At 65.4% G+C, this 14,571-nt stretch carries 17 protein-coding genes and 1 pseudogene; 11 read left to right on the top strand and 7 right to left on the bottom strand.

Annotated elements, in window-relative coordinates:
- The 5 genes and pseudogenes from KBA48_RS28520 to KBA48_RS28500 all read left to right on the top strand — a co-directional run.
- A pseudogene (locus KBA48_RS28520) lies at positions 1 to 539 on the top strand (translational GTPase TypA); the annotation flags it as partial.
- A 140-nt stretch (positions 540 to 679) separates the two neighbouring features.
- A complete protein-coding gene (locus KBA48_RS28515) occupies positions 680 to 925 on the top strand; it encodes a type II toxin-antitoxin system ParD family antitoxin (RefSeq protein WP_292912086.1) in 246 nt (81 codons plus the stop codon).
- A 3-nt stretch (positions 926 to 928) separates the two neighbouring features.
- Positions 929 to 1,231, top strand: a complete 303-nt coding sequence (locus KBA48_RS33120; protein ID WP_367273888.1) for a type II toxin-antitoxin system RelE/ParE family toxin — start codon at positions 929 to 931, stop codon at positions 1,229 to 1,231.
- A gap of 157 nt (positions 1,232 to 1,388) precedes the next feature.
- On the top strand, positions 1,389 to 2,669 hold the full coding sequence (locus tag KBA48_RS28505; protein WP_292912084.1) for a hypothetical protein: 1,281 nt from the start codon (positions 1,389 to 1,391) through the stop codon (positions 2,667 to 2,669).
- Positions 2,666 to 3,436 (top strand): hypothetical protein, encoded by a 771-nt coding sequence (locus KBA48_RS28500; RefSeq protein WP_292912083.1) that lies wholly within the window; start codon positions 2,666 to 2,668, stop codon positions 3,434 to 3,436. Before KBA48_RS28505 ends, KBA48_RS28500 begins: the two co-directional genes overlap by 4 nt.
- Before the next feature lie 3 nt (positions 3,437 to 3,439).
- Here the strand turns inward: KBA48_RS28500 and KBA48_RS28495 are convergent, their stop codons facing one another.
- Both KBA48_RS28495 and msrA read right to left on the bottom strand, forming a co-directional pair.
- The gene (locus KBA48_RS28495; protein WP_292912082.1) at positions 3,440 to 4,327 is read right to left on the bottom strand and encodes an RNA polymerase factor sigma-32; all 888 of its coding nucleotides are present in this window, start codon (positions 4,325 to 4,327) and stop codon (positions 3,440 to 3,442) included.
- Positions 4,328 to 4,413: 86 nt separating this feature from the next.
- Complete coding sequence (msrA, locus tag KBA48_RS28490) at positions 4,414 to 4,923, bottom strand: peptide-methionine (S)-S-oxide reductase MsrA (RefSeq protein ID WP_292912081.1); 510 nt, start codon at positions 4,921 to 4,923, stop codon at positions 4,414 to 4,416.
- Positions 4,924 to 5,059: 136 nt separating this feature from the next.
- Between msrA and KBA48_RS28485 the strand changes: the two genes are divergently transcribed.
- Entirely contained in the window at positions 5,060 to 6,382 is a 1,323-nt protein-coding gene (locus KBA48_RS28485) for an RsmB/NOP family class I SAM-dependent RNA methyltransferase (protein WP_292912080.1), read from the top strand.
- Between the two features lie 13 nt (positions 6,383 to 6,395).
- On the opposite strand, the gene KBA48_RS28480 is transcribed toward KBA48_RS28485, so the two are convergent.
- Entirely contained in the window at positions 6,396 to 7,556 is a 1,161-nt protein-coding gene (locus tag KBA48_RS28480; protein ID WP_292912079.1) for an iron-containing alcohol dehydrogenase, read from the bottom strand.
- Between the two features lie 109 nt (positions 7,557 to 7,665).
- Here KBA48_RS28480 and cdd point away from each other — a divergent pair, with 109 nt between their 5' ends.
- Positions 7,666 to 8,139, top strand: a complete 474-nt coding sequence (gene cdd / locus KBA48_RS28475; RefSeq protein ID WP_292912078.1) for a cytidine deaminase — start codon at positions 7,666 to 7,668, stop codon at positions 8,137 to 8,139.
- A 16-nt stretch (positions 8,140 to 8,155) separates the two neighbouring features.
- The gene (gene deoC / locus KBA48_RS28470) at positions 8,156 to 8,920 is read left to right on the top strand and encodes a deoxyribose-phosphate aldolase (RefSeq protein WP_292912077.1); all 765 of its coding nucleotides are present in this window, start codon (positions 8,156 to 8,158) and stop codon (positions 8,918 to 8,920) included.
- On the opposite strand, the gene KBA48_RS28465 is transcribed toward deoC, so the two are convergent.
- From KBA48_RS28465 to galU, 4 genes are all read right to left on the bottom strand, one after another.
- Positions 8,914 to 9,558 (bottom strand): ATP-binding cassette domain-containing protein, encoded by a 645-nt coding sequence (locus KBA48_RS28465; RefSeq protein WP_292912076.1) that lies wholly within the window; start codon positions 9,556 to 9,558, stop codon positions 8,914 to 8,916. The genes deoC and KBA48_RS28465 overlap by 7 nt on opposite strands.
- Complete coding sequence (gene modB / locus KBA48_RS28460; protein WP_292912075.1) at positions 9,551 to 10,249, bottom strand: molybdate ABC transporter permease subunit; 699 nt, start codon at positions 10,247 to 10,249, stop codon at positions 9,551 to 9,553. The genes KBA48_RS28465 and modB overlap by 8 nt, the downstream gene beginning before the upstream one ends.
- On the bottom strand, positions 10,249 to 11,016 hold the full coding sequence (gene modA, locus KBA48_RS28455) for a molybdate ABC transporter substrate-binding protein (RefSeq protein WP_292912074.1): 768 nt from the start codon (positions 11,014 to 11,016) through the stop codon (positions 10,249 to 10,251). Before modA ends, modB begins: the two co-directional genes overlap by 1 nt.
- 278 nt (positions 11,017 to 11,294) lie before the next feature.
- Entirely contained in the window at positions 11,295 to 12,164 is an 870-nt protein-coding gene (gene galU / locus KBA48_RS28450) for a UTP--glucose-1-phosphate uridylyltransferase GalU (RefSeq protein WP_292912087.1), read from the bottom strand.
- A 327-nt stretch (positions 12,165 to 12,491) separates the two neighbouring features.
- On the opposite strand from galU, the gene KBA48_RS28445 reads away from it, so the two are divergent.
- From KBA48_RS28445 to KBA48_RS28435, 3 genes are all read left to right on the top strand, one after another.
- Positions 12,492 to 13,142 carry a response regulator transcription factor gene (locus KBA48_RS28445; RefSeq protein WP_292912073.1) on the top strand — a complete coding sequence of 217 codons (651 nt, stop codon included), beginning with the start codon at positions 12,492 to 12,494 and terminating at the stop codon, positions 13,140 to 13,142.
- 128 nt (positions 13,143 to 13,270) lie between these two features.
- Complete coding sequence (locus tag KBA48_RS28440; protein WP_292912072.1) at positions 13,271 to 14,209, top strand: SAM-dependent methyltransferase; 939 nt, start codon at positions 13,271 to 13,273, stop codon at positions 14,207 to 14,209.
- A gap of 149 nt (positions 14,210 to 14,358) precedes the next feature.
- Positions 14,359 to 14,571 (top strand): hypothetical protein (locus KBA48_RS28435; RefSeq protein WP_292912071.1); only part of this gene is annotated, 213 nt, incomplete at its 3' end.

The raw sequence follows: 14,571 nt of genomic DNA, 5'->3' as shown, positions 1-14,571 counted from the left end.
AAATGCGTCCGTCGGGCGCCGGCAAGGTCCGTCTGGTGTTCCACGTCCCCTCGCGCGGCCTGATCGGTTATCAGGGTGAATTCCTGACCGACACGCGTGGTACCGGCGTCATCAACCGCCTGTTCCACGATTACGCCCCCTACAAGGGCCCGATCCCCGGCCGCCGCAACGGCGTGCTGATCTCCAACGCCGAGGGCGAGGCCGTGGCCTATGCCCTGTGGAACCTGGAAGATCGCGGCCCGATGATGATCGAGCCCGGCTGGAAGGTCTATGAAGGCATGATCGTGGGTGAGCATACCCGCGACAATGACCTTGAGGTCAATGTCCAGAAGGGCAAGAAGCTGACCAACATCCGCACCACCAGCAAGGATGAAGCCGTCGTCCTGACGCCGCCCATCCGCATGGCCCTGGAAAAGGCCCTGTCCTACATTCAGGATGACGAGCTGGTGGAAGTCACGCCGAAGTCGATCCGTCTGCGCAAGAAGCTGCTGGACCCCAACGCCCGCAAGCGCGCCGAGAAGCAGGCCGAAGCCGGCTGATTTTCAGCCCGTCGAGGTTTGGACATGAAGGGGGGGGCCTGGAAACGGGCCCCCCCTTTTTTGCTGACTTGGGGCCGCTTTGGTCCACGGGCTGGAACTGTTATGATAGCCGCCATGCAAATGCCCGACGGAGGCGGATCATGCAGATATCTGTAACCGGAGCCTGGGTGGGGTTTATCAAGGATGCCGTCGAATCCGGAGAGTTCGACAGCCCCGATGCCGTCGTGACGGCCGGCCTCTCCCTGCTGAAATCAAGGGAAACCCGGCTGGCCGACCTGCGCTGCGTCGTGGATGCTTCCTTGGCGGAGGGGGGCGACCTTTCGGATGAAGATGTGGATCTAGTCCTGGCTGAACGGGTCACGCAATTGCGCACCATTGGCCAGTAGGGCGTGCGCCGGTTATCCTATACCAAGGCCGCCGCACGCGACCTCGCCGATATTCTGTCCTATCTGGCGGAAAGGGCGGGAGACGGTGAGCCAGCCTTGCGCTTTGTTCAGCGCCTCAAGGGGCAATGCCGGCGGCTGGCCGAATTGCCGGGTGCCCTCGGGCGGCCCCGCGATGATATCCGCCCCGGTATCCGGAGCTTCGCCTATCGCGGCTATGTCATTCTTTTCCGATATGAAGATGATGTTCTGCGCATCATCGCCGTCATCGAAGGGCATCGCGATATTGATACATTGATGAAAAGGTGATCGTTCCCTTAATTTGCGCCTAAATCATGGCCGAAGGTCTCTCCTTCGCCGTCGTAAATGGCCCCCTGTCCCGACGGCCGGCCCTTGCCGCCCCACAATCGACATGAAAAGCTGGCTCCTGATCTGAGGCGCGAGCCTCGACCTTCGGGGGAGCGGGATGGCGAACCGGGTGAAGCAACTGGCCGACATGCATATCGGCCGGCATCTGACCTACACAGACAGCGACCGCCGCGCCGACGAGGCGCGGGGCGCGCGTGACGGGGAAAAGAATTTCCCCCCGTTGGATGCGCCGCAGAACCCGGTGCAGGATCAGGTCCTAGCCCAGGCCACGGCCGATTTCGCCGCTTATGAAAAGGCCCGCCTGTCGCACCTGGCGGAACTGGAACAGGGTGAGCAGCAGAAGCTGAAGGAACGGGACGAGGAGTTGGTCAACCGCCGCACGGGCCTGCAGGATGAACGGCAGCGTACCCTGCACGATCTGTCGCACAAGGTGGGACCCGACAGTCCGCAATTCCGCGATCTGGTCGAACGGCGGACCGAGGCCGTGGCGGCGCTGGGCAAGCTGGAGGCGGAACTGGCGCGGCCGCTGCGCGTGTCGCTGGTCTGGGCCTATCCGTTCCTGATGCTGCTGGTCTGCCTGGCCGAGGTGCCGGTCAACCGTATGGCGTTCGAGTTCTTTTTTCAGGAAACGCCGTTGCTGTCGCTGTTCATCTCGCTGGTGATCGGCGGGGTGCTGGCCCTGTTCGCGCATTTCATCGGCCTGTGGCTGAAACAGGCGAACCGGCATGAACGCATGGGGGCGCGGCTGTCCTATTACGCCGGCGCCCTGGTTCTGGCCGGGCTGTCGGGTGCGCTGGTCTATTTCATCGCGGCCATGCGCCAGCATTTCCTGGCCCTGCTGGAAGCCGATGCCGGCACCTCCTTCGCCGACCTGCTGCGCCAGGGCGACCTGACCGCCACGGCCGCGCAGGTGACCAGTACCGAACTGGGTTCGGCCGGCTGGACCCTGCTGGTCATCAATCTGGTGATCCTGACCGTGGGTGTCGTCGCCTCCTTTGTTCGGCACGATCCGCATCCCGATTATGAGCCCCTGTCGCGCAAGGCCGACAAGGCGCGCGCCCGCGTGACGAAGCGGGAAGCCGATTACAACAAGCAGCGGGTCCAGGCCGCGCGCAAATATGACGACATGATCGCCGCCCTGAACCGCCAGATCGAACGGCTGGAGAAGGAGATCGCGGAGATCCAGGCCGGGCGCAAGGCCGCCGCCGCCGATTATGAACAGAGCCTGCGGCAACTGGGCATGACCAGCCATAACCGTCTGATCAATTACCGCAACGGCAATCTGCGCGCCCGTACCGACGGCACGCCCGCCTGCCTGCGCGAGGTGCCCAGCGCCCTGCAGATCAGCGCCCAGGTGCAGCGGGCGGTGCGCGGATGAGGGCGCGTGGCCTGGTCCTGGCGTTGCTGTTGCTGCTGGGCTGGGCGCCCGGCGTCCTGGCCGCGCGGCAGGATTACTGCAAGCTGGGAACCGGCACCGTCGCCCTGCTGATCGACCGCACCACACCCTATGACCAGCAGGATATGGATATCCTGGTGGCCGGGCTGGACAAGTTTGTGGGGGAATTGAAGGTCGGCGACCGTCTGGTGGTCCACACCATCACCGACAATCCCGCCGCATCCGCCCGCATGTTCGAGGAGTGCGTGCCCGGCTGTCCGGAGGGCGGCGGCCTGTCCGACTGGATCATGAGCAGTTGCAAGCCGACGGTCGCCAAGGCCGAGAACCGGGAATTCCGCCGGCGTCTGGCCCAGGTGCTGGTCGGCATGCTGAAGGACAAGCAGGCCTATCCGCGATCGGAGATCCTGCGCACGCTGGATAGTGTCGCGCGCACCTACCGGGGCCGGGGGCTGAACCGGCTGATCGTCTTTTCAGACCTGCTGGAACATTCCGACGTGCTGTCCTACACGGCCCTGTCGGAGGGGCAGCCCGCCCGGAACCTGAAGAACGTCACCGACCAGCGGTTGCTGGCGCCGCTCAGCGATGTCCAGGTCGACATGTTCGGCTTCGGTCGTGGCCATGATCCCGGACGCAAGGCCCTGCCGCGCCCCGTGGAAAACCGCATCCATGATTTCTGGGCCGGCTATCTGCGCGACAGCGGGGCCAGGGAGGTACGGATCGGTCTTTGGTATGGCGGGCAGGGCGGGTAAACGTCACATCTCCATCAACAGGTCCCGGCCATCGCTGACGCGCTTCATCATGCTGGCGCGCAGCTTGCTCATGGCGCGGTTCTCCAACTGGCGGACCCGCTCCTTGGACACGCCCAGGGCCCGGCCCAGCTCCTCCAGCGTCGCCCCTTCATCGCGCAGGCGGCGTTCGGCGATGATGCGGCGTTCGCGGGGGCTGAGTTCGCCCAGCGCCTCGGCCAGCCAGCGGGAGCGCATATTGCCGTCGCGCATGCCGATGACGATGTCTTCGGGGTTGGGGCGGCTGTCGGGCAGGATATCCTGCCATTCGGCCTCGCCATCCATGGCCATGGTCGCGTTCAGCGACTGGTCACAGGCGGCCAGCCGCATTTCCATCGTCTCCACCTCGCGCGGATCGATATCCAGTTCGCGCGCCACGGCACGGCGGGCATCATCGGACATGTTTTCTGCCGAGGGATTGTCGGCGATCTTCGCGCGCAGGCGGCGCAGGTTGAAGAACAGGGATTTCTGGGCCGCCGTGGTGCCGGTGCGCACGATGGACCAGTTGCGCAGGATATGGTCCTGAATGGCCGACCGGATCCACCAGGCGGCGTAGGTGGAAAAGCGCACGTCGCGTTCCGGCTCGAACCGGGCGGCGGCCTGCATCAGGCCGATATTGCCTTCCTGGATCAGGTCGCCCGACGGGATTCCGTAATGACGGAAGCGCGCGGCCGTGGCCACCACCAGCCTTGTATAGGACCGCACCAACTCGTGAAGCGCCCTCTCATCGCCCTGTTCGCGCCAGCGACGGGCCAGATCCAGTTCATGGTCGCGTGCCAGAAGCGGCTGCTTCATCGACGAACGGATGAAGGCCAGATTGGCGCGCTGCGTCTGGGGATCGTCGATTGAAGCCATCCGTCACTCTCCCGCGTGGCAATGATTTTGTTGATCCTTGCTACGCGGCCCCATGACGGATGGATCACCATCCCCCGATAAAAAAATCAACTCCCCGTCAAAACCCAATCCGGCCGGACCCAGTGACAGGTATAGCCATTGGGTGTGCGCTCCAGATAATCCTGATGGAAATCCTCCGCCTCCCAGAAGGGGCAGGCATCGGTGATCTCCGTCACGACCTTGCCGGGCCAGCGGCCGCTGCTGTCCACCTCCGCCTTCACATGGCGGGCGGTTTCGCCCTGGGCGGCGTTTTCCACAAAGATGGCGGACCGATATTGGCTGCCGATATCGTTGCCCTGACGGTTCATGGTCGTCGGGTCATGGATCTGGAAGAAGAATTCCAGCAGCCGGCGATAGGTCAGCTTCTCATTGTCGAAACTGATCTCGATGGCCTCCGCATGCCCGGTGCGGCCGGTCTTCACATCCTTGTAGGTGGGGTTGGCCAGGGCGCCGCCGGTATAGCCGACGCGGGTGCCGACCACGCCCGGCACCTTGCGGATGAGGTCCTGCATGCCCCAGAAGCAGCCGCCGGCCAGGATGGCGCGTTCGATTGCCATGTGTTTGTTCCTTTCAGCATAACGCTCGGCCCGTAGATGTGGTGCGCATCGCCGCTCAAGTCCAGTATCGGATGGCGGGCACAGTTGCGTCTTCGGCGTTCGACAAGCGGGGCGGGGCAGGGTACACCCCCACGCCATGAATGACGCGACCACCAGCCCGGCCCATGCGGCACTCGCCACGCGCGGCGCTGCCCTTGACCTTTTGTTCAACGTGCTGGCCAAGCGCGTGCCCTTCGACGATGCGTGGGATGCCAGCCGTTCCCTGCGCACGCTGGAGCCGCGCGACCGCGCCTTTGTGCGCATGCTGGTGGCCACGACCCTGCGCCGTCTGGGCCAGATCGATGCCGCCATCCAGGGCAGCCTGAACAAGCAGGGCCAGCAGTTGAAGGCCGTGGTGCAGGACATCCTGCGCTTAGGCGCCGCGCAGTTGCTGTTCCTGGGCACGCCGGCCCATGCCGCCGTTGATACCGCCGTCGAACTGGCGGTGGCGCGCAAGCAGCACCCCTATAAGGGCCTGATCAATGCCGTGCTGCGCCGGCTGGACCGGGAACGTGTGGCAATCCTGGCCGAGCAGGATGCCGGCCGTCTGAACACGCCTGACTGGCTGTGGCTGTCCTGGCGCAAGACTTATGGCACCGCGCTGACCCGCGCCATCGTGGAGATGCATCTGGACGAGGCGCCGCTGGACATCACGGTCAAGGGTGATGCCGCCGCCTGGGCCGAACGGCTGGAAGCCACGGTATTGCCCATGGGCAGCCTGCGCCGCCCTGCCGGTGGCCAGGTGACGGAACTGTCCGGCTTTGACGAGGGTGGATGGTGGGTGCAGGACGCCGCCGCCGCCATCCCCGCCCGTCTGTTCGGCGATCTGTCGGGCCGTGATGCCATCGATCTTTGTGCCGCCCCCGGCGGCAAGACGGCGCAACTGGCGGCATCCGGCGCCCGCGTCATTGCCGTGGACCGGTCGGACAAGCGGCTGCTGCGCCTGTCGCAGAACATGGCCCGCCTGGGCTTTGGCGCGCAGGTGACCACGGTCACGGCGGATGCCACCGAATGGCGGCCGGAAGCGCCGGTGGATGCCGTCCTGCTGGACGCCCCCTGTTCGGCTACTGGTACCATCCGCCGTCATCCCGACGTGGCGCGGCTGAAATCGGAAGAGGATGTGGAGAAGCTGGGCCGGATTCAGTCCCGCCTGCTTTACCGCGCCGTCGACATGCTGAAGCCCGGCGGCACGCTGGTCTATTGCACCTGCTCGCTGCAACCCGAAGAGGGCGAGAACCAGATCACCAACCTGCTGTACCGCCGGCCGGAAATGCAGGTGGTGCCGGTGACGGCCGAAGAGGTCGGGGGACTGGCGGAACTGATCACCGCCGACGGCTATGTCCGCTGCACGCCGGGCCATCTGGCCGCTGCCGGCGGCATGGACGGGTTCTTCGCGGCCCGCCTGCGACGGGTCGGCTGACCACGGTCCGGCCTCAACCCCAGCTTTCCCGATAAAGCGCCACCATATCGGCCACGCCCGGCACGCGCGGATTGTTGGCGGGGCTGCCAGAGGCCAGCGCCTGTTCGGCCATGGTCACCAGTAGCCCCTCCCAGCGGGCCGGGTCGATGCCATATTCCTGCGGCGTCGGCACGTTCAGGTCGGCATTCAGCCGGCGTAGAGCCTGGACAAGCTCCTGTGCGGCGCTCTCATCATCCTGTCCGGGGTCGGCGGCCCCGATGGCGCGGGCGCAATCGGCGTAGCGGGTGATGGCGCCCGGCAGCGACCATGCCGTGACGGCGGGCAGCAACATGGCGTTCGACAGGCCGTGCGGCACATGGAAAAAGGCGCCGATGGGCCGGCTCATCCCATGCACCAGCGCCACGGAGGCGTTGGAAAAGGCGATGCCGGCCAGCGTCGCCCCCAGCATCATGTTCTCCCGCGCCGGGCGGCTGGACGGGTCGGCGCAGGCTTCCCGGATCCAGGGCGCGATGCGCCCCATGGCGGCGATGGCCATGGCATCGGTGAAGGGGCTGGCCTTGACGCTGACATAGGCCTCGATGGCGTGGGTCAGGGCGTCGATCCCGGTATCGGCGGTCAGTCGCGGCGGGCAGGACAGGGTCAGTTCAAAGTCGATGATGGCGGCGGCCGGTACCAGACCCGGCCCGGCGATCAGCATCTTCTCGTCCGTTTGCGTGTCGGTGATGACGGTGAAGCGTGTCACCTCTGATCCGGTGCCGGCCGTGGTGGGCACCGCTACGACGGGCATACCGGGCGTCGGGATGGGATTGGGAACCTTGTAATCACGCATCTGTCCGCCATTGGCGGCCAATACCGCCATGGCCTTGGCCGTGTCGATGGGCGATCCGCCGCCCAGCGCCACCATCCCGTCATAACCCCCGTCCCGCAGCAGGGCCGTCCCCACCCCGATCACGTCCGTCGTCGGGTCGGGGACCGTGTCGGCAAACAGGCCCGCATCAATCCCCGCCGCCCGCAGCGGCGCCAGCAGCCGGTCGGCATGGCCGGCATCGCGCATGAACGGGTCGGTGACCAGCAGCGGCCGCCGCACGCCCAGCCGGGCCAGCACCGCCCCAAGGCGCTGAACAGCGCCGGCCCCGATTTCCATGATGGGCGGTACCAGGATGGTGGCGACCATGGCTTGCTCCGTTCCGTCTTGTTTGTCCGGCATGTTCAGGCAGCGATGCGCCCTTGCCAAGTGTTCCGATGGGCAGAAAGGCGCACGGCGTGATGAGGTTCGTTCATGTATGGAACGGCGGCACCGGACCGCCTATGTTGTTTTCCAATCGTCAGACCATCAGGTTGCCATGACCAGCCCCGCCCCCGATCTTTTCGCCGCCGCCCTGGCCGTTCGCGCCCATTCGCACTCCCCCTATTCGGGGTTCAAGGTGGGGGCGGCGATCCGGTCGGAAAGCGGCCGTATCCATGCCGGCTGCAATGTCGAGAATGCCGCCTATCCGCAGGGGCAATGCGCCGAGGCTACGGCCATCGGCCTGATGGTGGCATCGGGCGACCGGCATATCTTGGAGATCGTGGTGGTGGGCGGGGACGCCGGGTCCGGGCTGCTCTGCACGCCCTGTGGCGGCTGTCGCCAGCGTATCCGCGAATTCGCCGCCGCCGACACGCCGATCCATGTCCATGATGCGGGCGGGCATCGCCGGACCTTCACGCTGGCCGAACTGCTGCCTTTCAGCTTTGGCCCCGACAATCTTGGCTTTTGATAAGACCGGTACCGAAATGAACCTTGTTGCAATTGCCCATCGGGCCTTGCCATTGCTGGACCTGACCAGCCTGAACGACGCGGATGACGAGGCCAGCACGGCGGCCCTGTGTGCCCGGGCGGTGACGCCCGCCGGTCCGGTCGCGGCTGTCTGCCTCTGGCCCTCCTTTGTTTCGCAGGCGAAACGGATACTGTCGGACAGCGCGGTGAAGGTCGCGACGGTGGTGAATTTTCCGGGCGGGTCGCTGCCGGCGGAAAAGGTGGTGGACCAGATCGGCCGGGCCTTGGCCGATGGCGCGGATGAGATCGACGTGGTCATGCCCTATGCCGCCATCATGGCCGGTCTGGGCGGGGATCAGCGGGCCGCCGATCATCTGGCGGCCTGCCGCGCGGCGTGCGGGAACAGCACGATGAAGGTGATCCTGGAAAGCGGCGCCCTGGCCAAACCGGCACTGATCGAGCGCGCGGCCCGTGTGGCCGCTTCGGCCGGCGCCGATTTCCTGAAAACCTCCACTGGCAAGGTACCGGCCGGTGCGACACTGGGGGCGGCGCGCATCATGCTGACCGTCTGCCGCGATGCCGGCCGTCCCCTGGGGTTCAAGGCGTCGGGGGGCATCCGCGATGTGGAGACGGCGGCCCAGTATCTGGCATTGGCGGACGCGGTCTGCGGGCCCGGCTGGGTATCGCCATCCACCTTCCGGTTCGGCGCCTCGGGTCTGCTGGATACGTTGCTGGGTGTGCTGGGACAGGGACCGGAAACAAGGGTGACCAGCGGTTACTGATCCACCCGGACCGTTCCCTCCTCCACCCGGACCCAGCCGGTGGCCAGATCCGCCACCTCCTGTCGCTGATGGGTGACATACAGCATGGGCAGGCCGGTACCGTCGCGCAGGCGGCGCAGATAAGGCAGCAGTTCCGCCCGCCGCCCGCTATCCAGCGCCGACAGCGGTTCGTCCAGCAGCAGCAGCGACGGGTTTGACAGCAGGGCGCGGCCAATGGCCACCCGCTGCCGCTCCCCGCCTGAAAGGTCGCGCGGGCGCCGGTGCAGCAGCGGTGCGATGTCCAGCAGATCGACAATCATGTCCAGCGCGGGACCCGGCCGGCCCCTGCCACCGAACAGCCGGCCATAAAGAAGATTGTGCCGCACATTCAGATGCGGGAACAACCGGGCCTCCTGGAACACGTGCCCGACATGGCGGCGATGCGGGGCCAGGAACTGTTTCGTTTCCGTATCGACCAGAATTTGCCCGTTCAGCAGGATGCGTCCCTGCGTCGGTCGCGACAGGCCGGCGATAAGGGACAGCAATGTCGACTTGCCGGCCCCTGACGGGCCGGTAATGGTGGTGACACCGGGGCCGATCGACAAAAAGGCGGACAGGGTGAATTGGCCGACGCGATGGGTCAGCGACAGATCAAGCATCCCGTCCCTCCACGCGCCGGCGCACGCGCCGGGCCAGCAACTCGCTGGCCGTCAGGGCGACGATGGCGATGAAGGCGGCCACCATTGTCAGACGCAGGGCTGCCGCATCACCGCCCGGCACCTGGGTCAGGCCATAGATGGCCGCCGGCAGCGTCTGGGTTACGCCCGGAATGGCGGCCACGAAGGTGATGGTGGCCCCGAACTCCCCCAGTGCCTTTGCGAAGCACAGGATGGCCCCTGACAGGATGCCGGGCAGGGACAGGGGCAGGGTGACGGTCAGGAAAACGGCCCAGGGCGGGGCGCCCAGGCCGGCCGCCGCCCCCTCCAGCCGCGTATCCACCGCCTCCATCGACAGGCGGATGGCCCGGACCAGCAACGGAAAGGCCATCACCGAACAGGCCAGCACGGCGCCCGTCCAATTGAAGGCCAGGACGATGCCCATATCCGCCAGAATGCGCCCGACCGGCCCATTGCGCCCGAACAGCAGAAGCAGGATATAGCCCGTGACCACCGGTGGCAGGACCAGCGGCAGATGGACCAGCCCATCCAGCAGGATGCGGCCCGGAAAGGACCGGCGCGCCAGCAGCCAGGCGACCAGGATGCCCGGCACCAGACTGACGGCGGTCGCCCAGCAGGCGACCTTCACGGACAGCCAGATGGCCGTGATTTCCTCCGGGGTGAACGAACCCATTACTTCTTCAGTACCGTGAAGCCCTGGTTGACGAAATGCCGGCGCCCTTCCTCCGACAGGATGAAGGCCAGCAGCGGGTCGGCCGCGGTGGCATCCGCCCCCTTGACCAGGGCCACAGGATACTCGATCGCCGGGTGGCTGTCGGCGGGGAAGACGCCGACGATGGCCACGCCCGGCTCCACGCGCGCATCGGTGGCATAGACAATGCCCGCCGCCACCTCTCCGCGGGCCACCAGGGCCAGGGCAGCCCGTACATTTTCGGCCGGGGCCAGCCTGTTGGCCACCTTGTCCCAGAGGCCGAGTTTGGTCAGCGCCGCCTTGGCATAGCGTCCCGCCGGGACGGCGTTCACATCGCCCACGGCCAGCCGTTTGTCGCCCAGAAGGGCGTCCAGGTCCAGGTTGCCATCGACGGTCAGACGCCGTGCCTTCGACCGTTCGACCACAATCACCAACTGGTTGCCCAGGAACGTGACACGGCTGGCATCCTGGATCAGCCCGGCCTTGGCCAGATAATCCATCCAGTCCTGATCGGCGGAAATGAAGATGTCGGCGGGTGCCCCGGCCTCGATCTGCTTGGCCAGCGCCGAACTGGCGGCATAGGCCGCGCTGGCATTGTTGCCGCTTTGCTCCTTATAGGCCTTCAGCACCTCGTCCAGCGCCGTCTTCAGGCTGGCGGCGGCGTAAACGGTGGCGTCCCGCGCGGCCGCCGCCGGCGCCAGCAGCAGCGATGTTGCGATCAGAAGGCGGGAAAGAAGGGGAAAGGCCATGGGGGCACCCGGCGGTGAAGGAACGGTCGGGGATCAGCCTATCGTTATGTTCGTTGGAATACAACGTCTGGCTGGCATCAGCGGGGTCAAAAGAAAAGGGGGCGGACCAGCCGCCCCCTTCCTGCCCTGTTGCCGTCAGCCCGACACTGAAGTGAACTGAAACCCGCCGGGATCGCTCACGATCAAGGCGGGTTGGTATCCGCGCCGACGGGCGCGGCCGCGGCCCATACCGCCGAAGCCGATAAATTCCGATGGGTCAGAATTCATCGGCACTGATATCAGAGCATTTCCTTCAAGGCTGCGCGCACCTTTTCCGCCATGTCCGGGCGGTCCAGCGCATAGGCGACGTTTGCCAGGACAAAGCCCAGCTTGTCGCCGCAGTCGAACCGCTGACCCTCGAACTTGAATCCGTGGAAGGGCTGCTGTCCGATCAGCTTGGCCATCGCGTCGGTAAGCTGGATTTCGCCGCCCGCGCCCTTTTCGAATACCGACAGGTGCTTGAACACTTCGGGTTGCAGGATATAGCGGCCCTGGATCGACAGGTTGGACGGTGCCACCGCCGGGTCCGGCTTTTCCACCAGGCCCTTCACGGCGACCAGCTTGCCGTCTTCGGAGCCGATATCCAGGATGCCGTACTTGTTGGTCTGCTCGCGCGGAACCTCGAATACCGACAGAAGGTTGCCGCCGACCTGTTCATAGGCGTCCATCATCTGAGCCAGGCACGGCTTGTCGCCCAGCACCTGTTCGTCCGGCAGCAGCACGGCGAACGGTTCGTTGCCCACGAATTCGCGCGCGCACCAGACGGCATGGCCCAGACCCAGTGGCTGTGCCTGTCGTACATAGGAGAGGTACCCCGACTCGATCTGGATATCCTCCACGATCTTCAGCAGATCGGCCTTGCCGCGACGGCGCAGGGTCTCGTTCAACTCGTAATTCAGGTCGAAATGGTCCTCCAGCGGGCTTTTGCCGCGGCTGGTGACAAAGCAGAACTGGTCGATGCCGGCGGCCTTGGCCTCGTCAACGGCATGCTGGATCAGCGGGCGGTCGGCCAGCGGCAGCATCTCCTTTGGAATGGCCTTGGTGGCCGGAAGGAAACGGGTGCCGAGACCCGCGACCGGAAACACGGCCTTGCGCACTTTCTGGGGCATCTTGATCCCTGTATTGACAGCCATGATCGTCTGTTCCGCGCGTCCGCCGGGGACGCTTTTGTCTGTTGTGCCACGTCCGGCGCCCGTCCCGCAAGGAAGCCGCGAACGGGCGCGGTCGGGGCTTGACGGTATCGATAACCATCCTGCATCGTCATTTGTGCCGTCGATGTGGAATGAAAGCGACACTTGTCACAGACAGCCCCCGGATTTTGATTTAATAAGGTCGTGATGCTGTTCATAAGATGGCGACACTGGGGGCCGTATCTCTGTTCCGCGTGGGGCGACGTGGAGCGGATGGCTGTATGATAACCGGGCTGGGATCGACTGATGAAAATCCTGATTGGTGACGACCATCTGCTGTTCCGTGAGGGACTTTGCCGCCTACTGACCCAATTGGATGATCAGGCCGGTTTCGTGGAAGCGGGGACATTCGACGAGGTGCGGGAACTGGCCCGTGACGGCCAGGATTTCGATCTTGTCCTTCTCGATCTCCAGATGCCCGGTTTCCCCGGATTCTCCGGCGTCCAGGAGATTTGCGAGGCGCAGGCCGGCACCCCCGTCGTCATCGTTTCCGCATCCGAATCACAATCGGACGTGCGCGCCGCGCTTGATGCCGGTGCCTCGGGCTACATTCCCAAATCCTCCTCCGTGAAGATCATGCTGTCGGCGCTCAACCTTATCTTCTCCGGGGGCATCTATGTGCCGCCGGCGGCGATCCTGGGGGATGGTCCGGGTGTGGGGGGGACGGTTGGCCATGCCGCCGGTGGCGGCGGGTCGGCAGCGGGTGCCCCCACCCTGACACAGCGGCAGCGCGATGTGCTTCGGTGCCTGCGTGAAGGCAAGTCGAACAAGCAGATCGCCTATGAACTGGGCCTGTCGGAAGGCACGGTGAAGATCCATGTGACGGCCGTCATGCGCAGTCTGGGCGTGCGTAACCGTACACAGGCCGTCATCGCCTCCGGTGACTTGCTGGCCTGATCCGCCCGATCATGTTGTCGGTCGTGCCCGGCGGGGCGGGGGCGGTCATGCCCTGGCCCCGACCGCCTTGACGCGCCCGCCCGTGCCGTGTTCTGTGCCTCGGCTTTTCTGCAAGGGGACGACCTGCCATGGGCATGGACGACGTGACGGTCCCGGCGGCCACGCCGCTGGGCGCCACCGCTTATCTGGCGGCTGAGGAATTCCTGGACCATCTGCTGGTCGAACTGGGCGATGTACGCTCGGTCCATGGTCGTCTGGTGCTGGCCGATGGCCCGCCGCGTCCGGCCGCATGGGCGCAGAATGTCTGGTACGATCCCGTCCTGATCCCCATACAGTCGATCAAGCAGGGGGCAAAGGCCCTGCGCGCCATTCAGCGCAACTGGGCGCTGTACGGGTTCCAGCATCACCGCCGGGCGCAACTGATCCAGGACAACCTGCCCCATGTCTCGGCCAAGCCCCTGACCTTCTTCACGCCACCGCCGGCTGCCCCGCTGGGGTCCTGGACGCTGCTGAACGAAAACACGATCCTGGCGGCGGCGCATTGTTCCAGCCCGTTCCGCAATGGTGAGATCGAGTTCATCGAAGACAAGGTCACTCCCCCCAACCGCGCCTATCTGAAACTGTGGGAGGCGTTTACCCGGATCGGCCATGTTCCCCAGCCGGGGGAACGATGCATCGACCTGGGTGCCTGTCCGGGTGGCTGGACCTGGGTGATGCAGAGTTGCGGGGCCAGCGTGGTGGCGGTGGACAAGGCGCCGCTGGACCCCCGCATTGCCGCGCTGCCGGGTGTCAGTGAACGCCGGGAAAGTGCGTTCGGCCTCAAGCCGTCGGATATCGGCCCCGTGGACTGGCTGGCCTGTGACGTCATCTGTTACCCGTCCCGCCTGTATCGGATGATCCAGGGCTGGCTGGAGTCGGGTCTGGTCCGCAACTATATCTGCACCCTGAAATTCCAGGGGGAGACGGACCATGAGACGGCGAGGGCCTTTGCCGCCATCCCCGGATCGACGCTGGTCCATCTCTGTCAAAACAAGCATGAGCTGACCTGGATCAAGCGTGCCGATTGATGGCGTCATGATGGCAAGACCCGCGGAATCCGGCCAAAACAAGGTCATTTCGTGACTTGCGCAGCGGGTTGGGAACCTGTGCCCGGCCCGCTTGTTCTCCCCGTGAAGCCACCCGGAACCGGATGGCACGACATCCACGGAGGGATATCATGTCGAAGATCAAGTTCGTGCTGGCCACTACCGCTGCTATCGTCGCCTTCCCGATGCTGGCCCATGCCGCCACGCCGGAAAAGGGTATCACCAATCTGTCGGGCGTGGGCCAGGAAGCCATCGCCATGTATGGCAAGCTACAGGGCCCCAAGGCGCTGGCCCTGGCGCCGGATGGTGCCGGCGGTTACGCCTCCGGCGTTGATGGCGCCGAA

This window comes from Niveispirillum sp. (genome assembly GCF_017996735.1).
Classification (GTDB): Bacteria; Pseudomonadota; Alphaproteobacteria; order Azospirillales; family Azospirillaceae; genus Niveispirillum.
The sequence above is the reverse complement of the archived record's forward strand: the minus strand, read 5'-3'. Positions and strand labels throughout refer to the sequence as shown.

Excerpts from the sequence above, each read along its gene's own strand:
- modB (WP_292912075.1), bottom strand. The coding sequence starts at position 10,249 with ATGGGTTCGTTCACCCCGGAGGAAATCACGGCCATCTGGCTGTCCGTG.
- KBA48_RS28480 (WP_292912079.1), bottom strand. The coding sequence starts at position 7,556 with ATGGTCGCCACCATCCTGGTACCGCCCATCATGGAAATCGGGGCCGGC.
- KBA48_RS28505 (WP_292912084.1), top strand. The coding sequence starts at position 1,389 with ATGGCGAACCGGGTGAAGCAACTGGCCGACATGCATATCGGCCGGCAT.
- KBA48_RS28485 (WP_292912080.1), top strand. The coding sequence starts at position 5,060 with ATGAATGACGCGACCACCAGCCCGGCCCATGCGGCACTCGCCACGCGC.
- KBA48_RS28495 (WP_292912082.1), bottom strand. The coding sequence starts at position 4,327 with ATGGCTTCAATCGACGATCCCCAGACGCAGCGCGCCAATCTGGCCTTC.
- deoC (WP_292912077.1), top strand. The coding sequence starts at position 8,156 with ATGAACCTTGTTGCAATTGCCCATCGGGCCTTGCCATTGCTGGACCTG.
- KBA48_RS28440 (WP_292912072.1), top strand. The coding sequence starts at position 13,271 with ATGGGCATGGACGACGTGACGGTCCCGGCGGCCACGCCGCTGGGCGCC.
- modA (WP_292912074.1), bottom strand. The coding sequence starts at position 11,016 with ATGGCCTTTCCCCTTCTTTCCCGCCTTCTGATCGCAACATCGCTGCTG.
- galU (WP_292912087.1), bottom strand. The coding sequence starts at position 12,164 with ATGCCCCAGAAAGTGCGCAAGGCCGTGTTTCCGGTCGCGGGTCTCGGC.
- KBA48_RS28445 (WP_292912073.1), top strand. The coding sequence starts at position 12,492 with ATGAAAATCCTGATTGGTGACGACCATCTGCTGTTCCGTGAGGGACTT.
- KBA48_RS28465 (WP_292912076.1), bottom strand. The coding sequence starts at position 9,558 with ATGCTTGATCTGTCGCTGACCCATCGCGTCGGCCAATTCACCCTGTCC.
- KBA48_RS28500 (WP_292912083.1), top strand. The coding sequence starts at position 2,666 with ATGAGGGCGCGTGGCCTGGTCCTGGCGTTGCTGTTGCTGCTGGGCTGG.
- cdd (WP_292912078.1), top strand. The coding sequence starts at position 7,666 with ATGGAACGGCGGCACCGGACCGCCTATGTTGTTTTCCAATCGTCAGAC.
- msrA (WP_292912081.1), bottom strand. The coding sequence starts at position 4,923 with ATGGCAATCGAACGCGCCATCCTGGCCGGCGGCTGCTTCTGGGGCATG.
- KBA48_RS28515 (WP_292912086.1), top strand. The coding sequence starts at position 680 with ATGCAGATATCTGTAACCGGAGCCTGGGTGGGGTTTATCAAGGATGCC.